Source organism: Chryseobacterium soldanellicola (genome assembly GCF_900100115.1).
GTDB lineage: Bacteria > Bacteroidota > Bacteroidia > Flavobacteriales > Weeksellaceae > Chryseobacterium > Chryseobacterium soldanellicola.
Genome location: NZ_FNKL01000002.1, coordinates 386,278 through 401,268, shown reverse-complemented (window position 1 = coordinate 401,268; position 14,991 = coordinate 386,278). Strand labels below are relative to the sequence as shown.

Annotated in this window: 16 protein-coding genes; 7 read left to right on the top strand and 9 right to left on the bottom strand. The window is 35.4% G+C overall.

Annotated features, from left to right (window positions below; genetic code table 11):
• Positions 1-64: 64 nt before the first annotated feature.
• The 4 genes from BLT04_RS06620 to BLT04_RS06605 form a co-directional block, all read right to left on the bottom strand.
• Positions 65-424 (bottom strand): hypothetical protein, encoded by a 360-nt coding sequence (locus BLT04_RS06620; RefSeq protein ID WP_089754950.1) that lies wholly within the window; start codon positions 422-424, stop codon positions 65-67.
• 19 nt (positions 425-443) lie between these two features.
• Positions 444-1,079 (bottom strand): hypothetical protein, encoded by a 636-nt coding sequence (locus tag BLT04_RS06615; RefSeq protein ID WP_089754948.1) that lies wholly within the window; start codon positions 1,077-1,079, stop codon positions 444-446.
• A gap of 78 nt (positions 1,080-1,157) precedes the next feature.
• On the bottom strand, positions 1,158-1,844 hold the full coding sequence (locus BLT04_RS06610; protein ID WP_089754946.1) for a response regulator transcription factor: 687 nt from the start codon (positions 1,842-1,844) through the stop codon (positions 1,158-1,160).
• Between the two features lie 95 nt (positions 1,845-1,939).
• Complete coding sequence (locus tag BLT04_RS06605; RefSeq protein ID WP_089754944.1) at positions 1,940-3,487, bottom strand: sensor histidine kinase; 1,548 nt, start codon at positions 3,485-3,487, stop codon at positions 1,940-1,942.
• A gap of 211 nt (positions 3,488-3,698) precedes the next feature.
• Between BLT04_RS06605 and BLT04_RS06600 the strand changes: the two genes are divergently transcribed.
• Complete coding sequence (locus BLT04_RS06600; protein ID WP_089754942.1) at positions 3,699-4,187, top strand: SRPBCC family protein; 489 nt, start codon at positions 3,699-3,701, stop codon at positions 4,185-4,187.
• A gap of 105 nt (positions 4,188-4,292) precedes the next feature.
• On the opposite strand, the gene BLT04_RS06595 is transcribed toward BLT04_RS06600, so the two are convergent.
• From BLT04_RS06595 to BLT04_RS06580, 4 genes are all read right to left on the bottom strand, one after another.
• Complete coding sequence (locus BLT04_RS06595; protein WP_089754940.1) at positions 4,293-4,637, bottom strand: hypothetical protein; 345 nt, start codon at positions 4,635-4,637, stop codon at positions 4,293-4,295.
• Complete coding sequence (locus tag BLT04_RS06590) at positions 4,634-6,682, bottom strand: S9 family peptidase (protein ID WP_089754938.1); 2,049 nt, start codon at positions 6,680-6,682, stop codon at positions 4,634-4,636. The genes BLT04_RS06595 and BLT04_RS06590 overlap by 4 nt, the downstream gene beginning before the upstream one ends.
• An 89-nt stretch (positions 6,683-6,771) precedes the next feature.
• Positions 6,772-7,512, bottom strand: coding sequence for a uroporphyrinogen-III synthase (locus BLT04_RS06585; RefSeq protein ID WP_089755542.1), 741 nt, complete (start codon positions 7,510-7,512; stop codon positions 6,772-6,774).
• Positions 7,513-7,523: 11 nt separating this feature from the next.
• Positions 7,524-8,285 carry a DUF4271 domain-containing protein gene (locus BLT04_RS06580; protein ID WP_228421916.1) on the bottom strand — a complete coding sequence of 254 codons (762 nt, stop codon included), beginning with the start codon at positions 8,283-8,285 and terminating at the stop codon, positions 7,524-7,526.
• On the opposite strand from BLT04_RS06580, the gene BLT04_RS06575 reads away from it, so the two are divergent.
• The 4 genes from BLT04_RS06575 (at position 8,269) to BLT04_RS06560 (ending at position 11,696) form a co-directional block, all read left to right on the top strand.
• Complete coding sequence (locus tag BLT04_RS06575; RefSeq protein ID WP_089754934.1) at positions 8,269-8,985, top strand: polyprenol monophosphomannose synthase; 717 nt, start codon at positions 8,269-8,271, stop codon at positions 8,983-8,985. The two genes, BLT04_RS06580 and BLT04_RS06575, sit on opposite strands and share 17 nt — an antisense overlap.
• Positions 8,982-9,350 (top strand): DUF4296 domain-containing protein, encoded by a 369-nt coding sequence (locus BLT04_RS06570; protein WP_089754932.1) that lies wholly within the window; start codon positions 8,982-8,984, stop codon positions 9,348-9,350. The genes BLT04_RS06575 and BLT04_RS06570 overlap by 4 nt, the downstream gene beginning before the upstream one ends.
• 3 nt (positions 9,351-9,353) lie before the next feature.
• Complete coding sequence (gene tgt / locus BLT04_RS06565) at positions 9,354-10,490, top strand: tRNA guanosine(34) transglycosylase Tgt (RefSeq protein WP_394331111.1); 1,137 nt, start codon at positions 9,354-9,356, stop codon at positions 10,488-10,490.
• A gap of 93 nt (positions 10,491-10,583) precedes the next feature.
• Positions 10,584-11,696: an LptF/LptG family permease gene (locus BLT04_RS06560; RefSeq protein ID WP_089754928.1), complete on the top strand. Its 1,113-nt coding sequence runs from the start codon at positions 10,584-10,586 to the stop codon at positions 11,694-11,696.
• Here BLT04_RS06560 and BLT04_RS06555 read toward each other — a convergent pair.
• Positions 11,690-12,403 carry a biotin--[acetyl-CoA-carboxylase] ligase gene (locus tag BLT04_RS06555; protein ID WP_089754927.1) on the bottom strand — a complete coding sequence of 238 codons (714 nt, stop codon included), beginning with the start codon at positions 12,401-12,403 and terminating at the stop codon, positions 11,690-11,692. The two genes, BLT04_RS06560 and BLT04_RS06555, sit on opposite strands and share 7 nt — an antisense overlap.
• A gap of 86 nt (positions 12,404-12,489) precedes the next feature.
• Between BLT04_RS06555 and rsfS the strand changes: the two genes are divergently transcribed.
• Positions 12,490-12,858, top strand: coding sequence for a ribosome silencing factor (gene rsfS, locus BLT04_RS06550; RefSeq protein WP_089754925.1), 369 nt, complete (start codon positions 12,490-12,492; stop codon positions 12,856-12,858).
• Between the two features lie 16 nt (positions 12,859-12,874).
• Positions 12,875-14,884 (top strand): ATP-dependent zinc metalloprotease FtsH, encoded by a 2,010-nt coding sequence (gene ftsH / locus BLT04_RS06545; RefSeq protein ID WP_089754924.1) that lies wholly within the window; start codon positions 12,875-12,877, stop codon positions 14,882-14,884.
• The last annotated feature ends 107 nt before the right edge of the window (positions 14,885-14,991 follow it).

The following is a 14,991-nucleotide window of genomic DNA, read 5'->3' as shown; positions in this document are numbered from 1 at the left end:
AATAATGTAATAATTTAACAATCATTGGTAAATTGGTAAACTGATACATGGTTACATTTTTTAATTAAGCTAATTTCGGCGGTTGCCAGATTTCTCTTAAACTATCTGAAATATAAGGGTCAGAGTATTGAAACTGTAGATTTTTGTTGGCTTTGTAATAAGAAAACTCCAAAAAGATGTTTTTAGAAAATGGAGTTTCTATGAAAGTGTAACATGCTGCACAAAATGAGCAGCAATCATCATTACAGGATGATTTTGTTTTATTGTCATGATCTTTCGTTGGTGCTTTGTGATTATTGCAGCAATCTGTTTTAGAATCTGCTTTGCAGCATTTTTCCTGCACCGATTGAAGATAGAAATTATCCTTAGGAATTAAAAAAATCCCCAAACAGAAAATAATTGTTATGATCTGAAATAATTTCATGGCGGCAAAACTACAAAAATTATGGCAAAGGTTCTCCTTCTTTAACGCCACAATTATGCCAAGGCTCTCCGTGAGCAGGATTCAGTACCGGTTTTGGACCTGTTGGAGCCGGGGTTGGAGCTGGTGCCGGAGTATTTTGAGCGATATTCTGAACAGGCTGTGGAGCAGGGGCGGGCTTACTGTTCAATGGCTGTCCTACAGGAATATCACATCTGTGATTAGGTTGCCCGTGCGGAGGATTCATTCCGGGAGCGGTTTTTACCTGTTTTCCGTTGTTGTCAACGATAATTTTTCCGGGGCTTACAGCATTTGGATCAATCTGAACACCTTGATTACCAACGGTAATATTTTGCGTTGCAGGTTGTGCTGCCGGTTTGCTGTTTAAAGGCTGCCCGACAGGAATATCACATCTGTGACCGGGTTGCCCGTGAGGAGGGTTCATTCCCGGAGCAGTAACAGTTGTTGAAGCAATAGGCTGATTCTGAGCATTGCTTTGGATTCCCGCCTGATCAAGAATTGATGCTTTTGGTGCATTATTCATTGCAACGGGCTGCTGAACGGCCGCTTCTTCTTCAATATAGGTTGCTCTTTCGTCTTTTTTGCAGGAAATTGTAAGTATCGAGATGGCAACAATGCCTAAAACTGTATTTTTCATATCCAATCGTATAAAACAAAATTAGCAAAACATTTTTAATTGTTTTGCTAATTTTCTATTTATAATGTTATTTCGGAATTAATTCTTAACTAAAAGTCTGAATCCTTCTCCGTGAACGTTGATAATTTCTAATCCTTCGTCATCTTTTAATAATTTACGAAGTTTTGCAATATATACGTCCATACTTCTTGCGGTAAAATAATTTTCTTTTTTCCAGATTTTTCTTAAAGCAAGGTCTCTCGGCATAAAATCATTTCTGTGAATGCAAAGAAGCTTTAATAATTCATTTTCTTTTGGAGAAAGTTTGTATTCATTGTCACCCACTCTCAACTGTCTCAACATAGAATCAAAGAAGATATTGCTGATCTTGAATTGCTCCTGCTCTTCATTTTCCAGTGTTGAGCTTCTTTGAAGAATTGCCTTGATTTTGTATAGAAGTAATTCAGTATCAAATGGTTTAGTGATATAATCATCAGCTCCCAACTGATATCCTTTTAAAATATCCTCTCTCATGTTTCTTGCTGTCAGGAAAATGATTGGGGTATTTTTATCGATCTTTTTTACGTCTTCTGCTAATGAAAATCCGTCTTTTTTAGGCATCATCACATCGAAAATACAGATGTCAAATTCGTTTTCCGTAAATTCCTTCAATCCCTGCTCTCCATCTACAGCCAGTGTAACCTCGAAATTATTTATCGTTAAATAATCCTTTAATACTGCCCCGAAACTCTGATCGTCTTCTACTAATAATATTCTGTTGCTCATATTTTATATTTTATAATTTAATAAATGATTATTGATTTATAAATGATAATTCAAGCAAATCGCTCATCAATAATCATTTATCTTTATTTTTAACTCTAACTCATCGGAAGTTTGATTGTAAACGTACTTCCTTCGCCTTTCTGAGAATCTACAATGATCTGTCCTTTATGCAGTTCTACTATTTTTTTTACATAGGAAAGTCCTAGACCCTGTCCTTTCACATTATGAATATTTCCGGTTTCTTCTCTGAAGAATTTGTCGAAAATTTTTGTCTTATTCTGGGTTTCCATTCCCATTCCTTTATCCGAGATCTCGATAACATAGAAGTTCCCTTCGTTTCTTGTTTCTATATGAATTTCAGGGGTTTCGGGAGAATATTTATTGGCATTGTCTAATAAATTCACCAGCATATTTGAAATGTGAAATTCATCTATTTTAAAAGTATATTTGTCAGCCGTAAATTTCTGTGTGAGCGAGCCGTTTCTTTGCTTTACGATCAGGTTAAATGATTCTGTCGTTTTTTTGATCAACTCTCTTACATTGGCTTCCCTGAGGAATAACTTTACCTCATTTCTTTCAAGCTTAGACATATTAAGAACGTTTTCGACCTGCTTTTTCATTCTTAAATTTTCCTGTTTGATAAGCTCAGAATAATACTTTACCTTATCAGGATTTGTTGCAATTTTATCATTCGCTAAAGAATCTGTCGCCACCGAAATGGTCGCCAGCGGAGTTTTAAATTCGTGAGACATGTTGTTGATAAAGTCGGTTTTTACTTCAGCCAGTTTTTTCTGCCTCATCATGTAATTAATGGAAATAATATATATTCCCAAAATCGTCAGCAATGAAAGAAAAGTTCCCAGCAGCATCGGCCAGTTGTTCATCGCCAAAGAATATTCTTTTTTAGGAAAAACCAATGCCAGACTATATAAAGTGCGGTCTTTGGTGTCTGTGAAAAGAGGGTAGCTGTAAGTGTTATTATCTTTTCTTTCTTTAAATATCTTATTTACAACGTTTGTTAGCTTACTATTTTTATCCGTAACTCCATATCCAAATTTTGCAGTAATTCCTCTGATTCTCAATTCTTTTGTAATGACAGAATCTAAGATTTTATAATCAACTCTTTTGGCAATTGGAAGATTATTTCCATAAATTTTCGCAAATTCTTTAACTGAATAATCTCCATTTTCGATATCATTGCTAATTTCTGCTGTAAGCTGTTCAGGTTTTGTGGTATCTCTTTTTATTTTATAAGCCGCTTCGTCACTATAAAGGGTGGTCAATTTTATAGAATCTCCTTTTTTAGAAATCGGGAGCTGCGTTTTTTCGATAATATTTTTTGAATAAATAATCTGTCTTTGTGTTCCGGAATCTTCAACCTGTTGAATCGTCGTTAAGGAAGGTTGATTATTGTTTGCAGTTATATTATTTCTGAAGTTCTTGAAATTTTTATTCATGTATTTCTCAACTTCTATTTCCGCAATATTTTTCGAGGTATTTTCTAATGCAGAATACACTTTATTTGAAAAATCCTGCTCTAGAGCACCATAATAACCTTTCAGCCAATAAAATTGGAGCGTAACGAAAACAATCAGGGAAATCGTCATAAACACCGAGATTATTGGGATGAACTTATTATTCATTTACTTTATTTTAAACGTTTTTTAGAATTAGGAATGTTAAAATTAATTATTTTATGACTTGATAAACAAAAAACGAGCCAAAAAATTGTGTTTTTTATCTTAAAACTATATTTTTTAACATTTATTTGTGAATTTTTAATTACTTGTCATAGGAAAAGTCTTGTAAACGAATAAAAAAGTAGATTTGTTGTAACAAAAACAAAATATTATTATGGAATCAAACATCGTATTCAACAAAGATTTTGAAGCAAACAGTGTGTATGTCATGAAAATTTATGATGCTGAAGTTTCAGAAGTGTGGGATTATTTTACAAAATCCGAATTATTGGATCAATGGTGGGCACCAAAGCCCTGGAAATGCGAAACTAAAAACCAGGATTTTAAAGAAGGCGGAGTTTGGCTGTATTCAATGGTCGGCCCGGAAGGTGAAAGACATTATGCTCAGGTAAAATATGGTGAAATCATGGAACACAGAAGCTTCGACGGAGTAGATTCTTTCTGTGATGAAAACGGAAATATTAATGAAAATTTCGGACAATCAAAATGGCTGATCGGTTTTACCGGAGTAGAAGAAGGCACAAAAGTGACGGTCAATATTCATTATCAGTCAACAGAAGCCTTGAAGCAACAACTGGAAATGGGTTTCGAAGAAGGCTTCAAAATGGGTCTGAATCAGCTTAAGGAAATCCTGAAAAAATAATGTTGAACCATTAAGTTAAGCTGTTAAGAATAGTAAGTTTATCTTCTGAATTGACCTTAATGGTTCAAATGCAAAAAGCTTGGATATTTTTCCAAGCTTTTATTTTTAAATCAATTCTTCATCCTGAAAATATTGAATGATTGCTTTTTTCATAAGAATTTGCTGCTCGTTTGGTTTGAGCTCCGGAAGTTTTTCCAGCTCTTCAAAATGAGGATATCCATCATCATCGTAATGCGAAAATTTATAATATCCAAAAGGCTCCAAAAGCCTGCAAACGGCTATGTGCAGTAAATTAAGCTTGTCATCTTTCGTATATTTCTGTTGACCGCTTCCCAATTCCTGAAGACCTATTAAAAATAAATAGGTTTCAATAGGAGCATCTTTTTCTGTGTCAAAATTTTCAATGAAGAACTGTTGTATTTTCTGCCATTGTTCTGCTTCGTTGATCATGCTTCTTTATTTTCTAATTTTAATAGAAATGCAAATTCCAGTGCGTCTTCTTTTAATGATTCAAATCTTCCGCTTGCGCCTCCATGTCCGGCACTCATATCTGTTTTAAAGATGAGAAGATTGTTATCGGTTTTTAATTCTCTTAATTTTGCCGTCCATTTTGCAGGCTCCCAATATTGAACCTGTGAATCGTGCAGGCCTGTTGTGATCAGCATATGAGGATAATCTTTCGCTTCTACGTTGTCGTACGGCGAATATTCCTTCATGTATTGATAATATTCCTTGTCATTCGGATTTCCCCATTCATCGTATTCCCCGGTTGTTAAAGGAATTGTTTCATCCAGCATGGTCGTAACAACGTCTACAAAAGGAACCTGAGCTACAATTGCGTTGAACAAAGTGGGTTCATAGTTAATAACGGCTCCCACCAACAATCCGCCCGCGCTTCCGCCCATTGCATACAAGTGTTTTGATGAGGTGTAATTTTCTTTAATTAAATACTTTCCGGCATCAATAAAATCAAAGAATGTGTTTTTCTTAAACAACATTTTTCCGTCTTCATACCATTCTCTTCCTAAATATTCACCGCCACGAATGTGAGCGATCGCATAAATAAAACCCCTGTCTAAAATCGACAGCCTGACATTTGAAAAGCTGGCATCAACCGTGTGTCCATAACTTCCATAACCATATAAAAGTAGAGGAGTATTTGCAGACTTTTTGGTGTCTTTATGATAAACTAAAGAAATAGGAATTTTCACTTTTCCGTCTCTTGAATCTGCCCAAATTCTTTCAGAAATATAATTTTCAGGGAAGAATTTTCCGCCTAGAACTTCTTGCTGCTTTAAAAGTTTGGTGGTTTTCTCTTTTAAATTGTATTCATAAGTCGAACTTGGTTGCGTCAAAGAAGTATAACCATAACGTAAAACTTCTGTATCAAACTCCAAATTTACGCCAATATAAGCCGTATAAGTGGGGTCTGAAAAAGGAAGATAATAAGATTCCTTCGTTTTTTCGTCGATAATTTTTATCTGCAATAATCCTTGTTCTCTTTCTTCCAAAACCAGATAATTTCTGAAAATCTCGAAACCTTCCAGCAAAACTTCCGGACGATGAGGAATTACGTCTACCCAATTTTCCATTCCGCAATTGTTGATCTTAGCTTTTACAATTTTGAAATTAAAAGCATCATCGGCATTCGTAATAATGTAAAATTCATCTTCGTAATGTTCTACAGAATATTCAAGATCATCAATTCTTGGCTGAATGATTTTCCATTCTGCAAAAACGTTGTCGGAAGGGATAAATCTGTGCTCATCAGAAATCGTGCTCGAGCTTGCAATGAAAATATATTCTAAAGATTTGGTCTTAAAAACATTCACATCAAAAGTCTCATCTTCTTCATGAAAAATTAATACATCTTCCGAAGGCGCAGTTCCCAATTTATGTCTGTACACTTGGAAAGCACGCAGGCTTTCATCTTTTCGGATATAGAAAACGTGTTCGTTATCATTTGCCCAAACTGCTTTTCCTGTTGTATTTTCAATCTTATCCGAAAGAATTTCGTCTGTCTTTAAATTTTTAAAATTAATAGAATAAATTCTTCTGCCGACATTGTCTGATGAGAAAGAAACCAATTCGTTATTCGGACTTACGGCAACGCTTCCGACCTCAAAAAAAGTTTCGCCTTCTGCTAAAACGTTGACATCGAGCAGAATTTCTTCTTCGTTCTCTAAGCTTGTCTGTTTTCTGCAAAAAATAGGATATTCTTTCCCGTCTTCATAACGAACGATGTACCAGTAACCGTTGAAGAAATAAGGCAAAGATTCGTCATCTTTTTTGTAACGGGCCTTCATTTCTTCGAATAGCTCCTCCTGAAGCGGTTCGGTATCCTTCATTATAAATTCTTCGTACGCATTTTCTTCTTCAAGATATTGTATGACTTCGGGATTTTCTCTTTCGTTAAGCCAGAAATAATTGTCAATCCTTTTATCACCGTGTATTTCCAGTACTTTTTCTATTTTTTTTGCCTGTGGAGCTTCCATTCAATGTTAATTCTTGTTCAAATTTAATTAAAAAAAAACCATCTTTCCATAATTTGAAAAGACGGCTGTTTTATATACAATACCTAAAACTACTTATGAAGCGTTTTTATGTATTTTTCAAGTGCCATTGTCATGGATGGCGTTTCCTTCGTAGGAGCCATTAAATCTACTCTTAATCCCGCTTCTTCCGCTGCAGCTAAGGTCGTATTTCCGAAAACAGCAATTTTTGTTTCATCTTGCTTAAAATCCGGGAAATTTTGTTGTAAAGATTTGATTCCTTGCGGGCTGAAGAAGATCAGCATGTCATAATCTTTCACATTAATATCTGTCAGGTCACTGCAAACCGTTCTGTACATGATCGCTCTTGTCCATTCAATATTTGCGGTATCCAAGGTTTTTACAATATCCGGGCTCAAAACATCTGATGAAGGCAAAAGATATTTCTCTGTCGGGAATTTCTTGAAAAGAGGAGCAAGATCTGAGAAGTTTTTCTCCCCAAAGCTGATTTTTCTCTTTCTATATACAATATGCTTCTGAAGGTAATTGGCAATAGCTTCAGACTGACATATATATCTCATCGTATCAGGAACCGCAAAACGCAATTCTTCAGCTAATCTGAAATAATGATCTATCGCATTTTTACTGGTAAAAATAATACCCGTATATTGCGTAAGATCAATCTTTTGTGTTCTAAGTTCCTTATTGTCAACCCCTTCGACGTGGATAAAAGGACGGAAATCAATCTTTATTTTTTCCTTCTTCGCTATATCCAAATATGGAGAAGACTCACTAGGCGCTGGTTGAGAAACCAATATAGACTTTATTCTCATCATTGACTTAATTAAAAAAATAACAATTTCCAAAGCAACAATAAAGGCGCGATTTGGAGGGTGCAAATATACAAAAATTTATAATACCATTTTTCAGGTAATACATTGTTTCTGTGAAATAAATAGAAAAAAACCTTGAAAATGAACACAAAAATGAAGAAATACAAGTAATACAAAAAGATTTTATTTCTGTCGACCGGGAAATAATACTGGGTTACACATAAAATTATTAGTAAAAATGACAGGACGAAATAAAATTTTGTGGAGGTAAAGTAAAAAATTGACCATTTTTTTCCGTCACCGATGCTTTGGTAAAATAAAAATCCCAAACTTGATTTTATGAAGTAAAAAAATACAACCGCGATCAAAGTATAACCGAATTTGTTGAGTTGGAACCCTGCAATTTGAAGGTCCGCGACAAATTTTGGCACAACAGGAATGTATTGTGAGATTAATACGGACAAAGTAAGCGCCAACACGCAGGAAGTGATGATCCAGCTTGGCAGGTTATTGCTCGCGTCAAAATATTTCTGAAGCAGAAAGTCTCTCAGGTTGGCGTCTCTTTCTATGATATTCATCATGAAAATAAATAAAAAGATGCAGCCCAGCAATATAAAGATTACCCAATCGTTGTTCTCAGGTATTCTTATATGATTTATAAAATTTTGTGATAATGGCAAAGGAATGTTTTTTGCAAAATTATAGATTATTTTGTATAAAATAAAAAGGTTAAATAAACTATCTTTGCAAATTGAAATGAAAAAACTCGTCATAATCCCGACTTATAACGAAAAGGAAAATATTGAAAATATTATTTCCGCTGTTTTTGCATTGGAAGATAGCTTTCATATTTTGGTGGTGGATGACTCGTCTCCCGACGGGACAGCAGATATTGTCCGGGATTTGCAAAGGAAATTCCCACATCTATTGCATATGTCTGTGAGGCATGTTAAAGACGGTTTGGGGAAAGCCTATATTCATGGTTTTAAATGGGCAATTCAAAATAACTATGATTACATTTTTGAGATGGATGCCGATTTTTCTCACAATCCGAATGATCTCCCGAAACTTTTTGAAGCCTGTAAAAATGCAGATATGGCGATCGGCTCACGCTACTCAAAAGGAGTAAATGTGGTCAACTGGCCAATGGGAAGAGTGCTGCTTTCTTATTTTGCATCAAAATATGTAAGATTTGTGCTAGGACTTCCCATTCATGATACAACAGCAGGTTTTGTCTGTTTTTCAAGAAAGGTATTGGAAGAAATTGGTCTGGATAATGTAAGGTTAAAAGGATACGGGTTTCAGATCGAGATGAAATTCAGAGCTTTTAAAAAAGGCTTTAAAATTGTAGAAGTTCCTATTATTTTTACCAACAGAATTTTAGGAGAAAGCAAAATGAACGGCGGAATCATTCATGAAGCCGTTTTTGGAGTATTAAATTTAAAATGGAAATCAATAATCAATAAATTATGAAAAAACTGATCAGCTTTTTCGTGTTGATATTTTTGTTTTCTTGCGGTGATTATATCGATAAGCCTAAAAATCTTGTGCCCAAAGATCAAATGGCTGAGATTCTTGCTGATATGGCGATCAATGATCAGGCAACTTTCATGTTTCAGAATAAAAATCTTGAAGCAGGAACAAGATATGTTCTTAAACAGCATAATGTAAAATCTGTTGATTTTGTAGAAAGCTTCAGATATTATGTTACCAAGAAAAAAATGAATGATATTGCAGATAATGCACAAAAAATAGTATTAGAAAAAGATCCGAAAGCGGATAAATATATTAAGGATAAATTAAAAAACTCCGGAAATGTGCCGCCTTTCGCAAGATAATGTATGATGCAAAGATTTTTTACTATAGAAAAAACCTCTGAGGGAAAGGCTAGAGCTGGTGAAATTACCACAGATCACGGTAAGATTCAGACTCCTATTTTTATGCCTGTAGGAACTGTTGCGAGCGTAAAGACCGTCCACCAAAGAGAATTAAAAGAAGACATAAAAGCCCAGATTATTTTGGGTAATACTTATCACTTATACCTTCGTCCGGGCATGGAAACAATGCAGGATACGGGAGGTTTGCATAAATTTATGAACTGGGATCTGCCTATTCTTACGGATTCGGGAGGTTTTCAGGTTTTCTCACTGGCAAGCAGCCGAAAAATGTCCGAAGAAGGAGCAAGATTCAAATCCCATATCGACGGAAGCTATCATATGTTCAGCCCTGAAAAATCAATGGAAATCCAAAGACAGATCGGAGCCGATATTTTTATGGCTTTTGACGAATGTGTCGCTTATCCATGTGATTATAATCAGGTTAAATCTTCAATGGAAATGACCCATCGCTGGTTAAAAAGATGTATTGACTGGAATGAAAAAAATCCTGAATTATACGGTTATAAACAGACGTTTTTTCCTATTGTTCAAGGCTCAACGTATTCTGATTTAAGAAAAATTTCTGCTGAGGTAATTTCTGAAGCCGGAGCCGAAGGAAATGCCATCGGAGGACTTTCCGTTGGGGAGCCCGAAGAAGAAATGTACAGAATCACCGATGAGGTTACCGATATTTTACCAAAAGAAAAACCAAGGTATTTAATGGGAGTCGGTACTCCGTGGAATATCCTGGAATCTATTGGTTTAGGAATTGATATGATGGATTGCGTAATGCCTACAAGAAATGCCAGAAATGCAATGCTTTTTACTTGGCAAGGCGTCATGAATATGAAAAACGAAAAGTGGAAAAAAGATTTTTCGCCTTTAGACGAATTTGGAACGAGTTTCGTAGACAGAGAATATTCGAAAGCGTATCTTCGTCACTTATTTGTGTCCAAAGAATATCTGGCCAAACAAATTGCGTCAATTCATAATTTGGCATTCTATTTAGATTTGGTAAAAGTAGCAAGAGAGCACATTATTGCAGGAGATTTCTATCAATGGAAAAATTCTGTAGTTCCTGTTCTCAGACAAAGATTGTAATAAATGGGAGTCCCGAAGGGACGACTTAACAAAGAATAGGATGCAATCCTATTAATATTGAAAAATAAAATAAACGCATAAAAAAGGAAAGTAATGCTAAAAATTATAGACAGATATATCATCAAAAAGTATCTTGGAACATTCAGTTTCATGTTGATTTTGTTGTCTATAGTGGTTTTGGTGATCGATGTTCAGCAAAAAATTCCGAGAATTGAAAATGCTCAGGCAATAGATCCAAAATTAAATCTTTCTTACTTTTTAATTCACTTTTATCCGTTTTGGATCATCAATCTGGTGGTGACTTTTCTTTCTATTTTGGTGTTTATTTCTGTGATTTATTTCACGTCCAGAATGGCAAATAATACGGAAATTGTTGCCGTTATCAGCAGTGGCGCGAGTTTTCACAGGTTCGCAAGGCCATATCTGGTAACCTCACTGTTTATTGCAGGTATATCGTTAATTGTCAATCATTTTGTGCTTCCCTGGGCAAATATTAAGAAAAATGAGCTTGAAGCTTATACTTATAACGCAACCAATAAAGAAAAAGTGTTGGGAACGGCCCCTGTTTCAGCACAATTGAGCAGAAATGAGTATATTTTTATCAATTCCTGGAATAAAAGAGAGAAAAGAGGTTCAGGCTTTGTTTTCCAGAAATTTGACAAAAACAGAAAATTAACTTACGAGCTTAAATCTTCCGATGTATATTGGGATAATAAGAAAAAGCAATTTGTTTTAAATAATTATCTCGAAAAAACCGTCAATAAAGACGATTCAGAGAAACTCGGGAATAGCTATGAAGTAAGAAAAAGCTACGGTCACGCGCCTGATGAGCTTTTCCCCAACGAGCTTTTAGGGCAGAATAAAACAACCCCTGAGCTTTTAAAATTTATTCAGAGAGAAAAGGAAAAAGGGAACAGTAACTTGAATACCTATCTTAATGAGCTTTATCAAAGAACCTCAATGCCTGTTTCGATTGTTATCCTGACGTTTTTAGCGCTTTCTCTTTCTTCGCAAAAAAAGAGGGGAGGTCTAGGAATAAACCTTGCCATCGGGATTTCAATGGCCTTTATTTTCGTGTTCTCATTTGAAGCTTTAAAAGTCGTTTCAGAGAATAAAAGCTTGTCACCGGGACTGGCGATGTGGTTTCCGAATCTCGTATTCTTGCCGCTTGCCGCGTATTTATATTGGAAAAGAGCCAATCAGTAAAGGAGTTTTATTTCCTTATGATAGAAAGATTTCAGCCCGTCTTCTAATTCAACCCAGATTTCTCCTTTTTCATCGGCATATCTTATAATGCCATTTTGTCTCTCTTTTTCAATCTCAAAAACTGAAATTTCATCTTTACGGAATAAATTTTGATTAAACTGGTTCATAATTTCCTCATCAGACGGCATATTTTTCAGCCTTTCAATAAAAAACTCATGAAGATTTTCTGCAACGGAAACAAGATTAAAGCTTTTGCCTGTTTGTGTTAAAAGTGAGCCGGCATTAGAAACTTCATCAAAATTTTCCTGTAAAATATTAATTCCACATCCGATAATGAAATAATTATTTTGATTGATTTTTTTCTTTTCTATTAAAATTCCGCTGATTTTTTTATTTTTAAGGATAATATCATTCGGCCATTTTATTTTAACAGTGTTTTCAGTCAAATTGGCAAGATAATCGCGGATAATAATTGCGGTATAATAATTGAACAAAAAATCAGAGCAGTTAAAGTGACCGGTGTTTGTGGCTAAAGTATACGCCAAATTTTTTTCGGCAAGTGAAGACCATACATTTCCGTACTGCCCGCGGCCTTTTGTTTGATTAAAAGTATGTAAGCCGATAAAATCTGAATTTCCGTAAGGTAAAAAGCGAGATATTTCGTCATTAGTAGAAGAGCATTCTTTTAAATAAAATAGTTCGGCCATTTAAGAAAACTTTAAGACTTTTAAAAGCGTAAAAATAAGGCTAAAGTAAAGAAAAAACAATAAATTTGCAGATTATAGATATTTTAATGAATAAAACAGTAGAAAAGCAGGCGCTAATAGATAAAATTGTTGAGGCTATCCAAGATGTAAAAGGTGAAGATATTATGATTTTTGATCTTTCGAAAATTGAAAATTCTGTAGCAGAAACTTTTATAATTTGTAGCGGAAACTCTAATACACAAGTGTCTGCATTGGCAGGAAGTGTGGAGAAAAAAGTAAGAAACGAGCTTCAGGACAGACCTTGGCATGTGGAAGGTACCGAAAATTCGATGTGGGTTTTGGTGGATTATGTTACAGTGGTAGTTCATATTTTCCAGAAAGAAGTACGTCAATATTATGATATTGAGGAGCTTTGGGGAGATGCTGCAATTACAAAAATTGAAAATGAAATTTAAATTTTAAAAAGTATAAATGAACAATAAAGGATTTAACTGGTTTTTTCCGATTGCGATCATAGCCCTTTTGTTATTCTTTATTCCTAATTTTCTTGGGGATAATAATGCAAAATCTATAGATGAAGATGCTTTCTTCCAGATCATGCAAGCGGGAAAAGTTCAGAATGTTGAAATATATAAAGATACTGAGAAGGCTGATGTATTCCTCACGAAGGCTGCAAAAACGGCGATGGTAAAATCTACAAAAGAAAATGACCCGCTTTCTGCATTCTCTATGGCTCCAAAAGCAGATTATTCTGTAAAATACGGAGACTTACAGCTTTTCCTTCAAAAATTCGATAAAATAAAAGCAGAAAATGCCAATGTTAAAACATCAAAAGATTACGGTGCGGGTAAAAGCCCATTCGCGGATATTTTGGTTTCAGCATTGATCTGGATCGCTATTTTGGGATTATTCTATTTCCTTCTTTTCAGAAAGATGGGCGGTGGCGGAGGTCCTGGCGGTCAAATTTTCTCTATCGGAAAATCTAAAGCAAAACTTTTCGACGAAAAAGAAAAAATTCAGGTAACATTTAAGGATGTGGCAGGTTTGGAAGGAGCAAAAGAAGAAGTTCAGGAAGTGGTAGATTTCTTGAAAAACTCTGAAAAATATACGAAATTAGGAGGCAAGATTCCTAAAGGTGTTCTTTTGGTAGGCCCTCCGGGAACAGGTAAAACGTTATTAGCAAAAGCGGTAGCGGGTGAAGCTAAAGTTCCCTTCTTCTCTCTTTCAGGTTCTGATTTTGTGGAAATGTTTGTTGGAGTAGGAGCTTCAAGAGTAAGAGATCTTTTTGCTCAGGCTAAGGCTAAATCTCCGGCGATTATCTTTATCGATGAGATTGATGCAATCGGTCGTGCGAGAGGTAAAAACAATTTCTCCGGCGGAAATGACGAAAGAGAAAATACATTAAACCAGCTTCTTACGGAAATGGATGGTTTCGGAACCGACGTTAACGTCATCGTAATGGCTGCAACCAACAGAGCTGATATCTTAGATAAAGCTTTGATGAGAGCGGGACGTTTTGACCGTTCGATTTATGTAGATCTTCCGGAATTACACGAAAGAAGAGAAATTTTTGATGTTCACTTAAAGAAAATCAAACTAGACGATACGGTTGACCGTGATTTCTTAGCAAAACAAACTCCAGGATTCAGTGGGGCAGATATTGCTAATGTTTGTAACGAGGCAGCGTTGATCGCAGCCAGAAATAGTCATACTTCAGTTACAAAACAGGATTTCCTTGATGCCGTAGACAGAATCATCGGTGGTCTTGAAAAGAAAAATATGGCAATCAAGCCATCTGAGAAAAAAAGAGTTGCTTATCATGAGGCAGGTCACGCTACCATCTCTTGGTTGGTAGAGCACGCGGCGCCATTACTGAAAGTGACAATTGTTCCAAGAGGACGTTCTTTAGGTGCGGCTTGGTATCTTCCGGAAGAAAGACAGCTGACAACGACTGAGCAGATGTTGGACGAATTATGTGCAACCTTAGGAGGTAGAGCAGCAGAGCAGGTTATTTTTAACAATATTTCAACGGGCGCGCTTTCTGATCTGGAATCAGTGACGAAAAGAGCTCAGGCAATGGTTACCATCTACGGATTGAGCCCGAATATTGGTAATATTTCTTACTACGACAGCTCGGGGCAATCTGAATACAATTTTGGAAAACCTTATTCTGAAGAAACGGCTAAGAAAATTGATATAGAAATTAAATCAATTATCGAAAATCAATATCAGAGAGCGGTGCAAATTCTTACTGAGAATAAAGATAAGCTTGATGCTTTGGCAAATAAGCTTTTAGAAAAAGAAGTGATATTCCGTGAAGATTTGGAGGATATATTCGGAAAAAGAGCCTGGGATCCTGAATTGACAGAGAGACCGGTGACAAATACGATTCCTGCTAAAGATATCGAAACGCCGATAATTATTAAGGAAAAAGAAGGAGATAGTGAAATTCAGGCACCTGAAAGTCCTACTCAACTTTAAAAATTATCGTTAAAACGAATAAATAAAACCTGACAACACTAAAATTGTCAGGTTTTTTCATATTTACAGCCAGATTTTAGAAACAATTATAATTAATTTTCTATTTT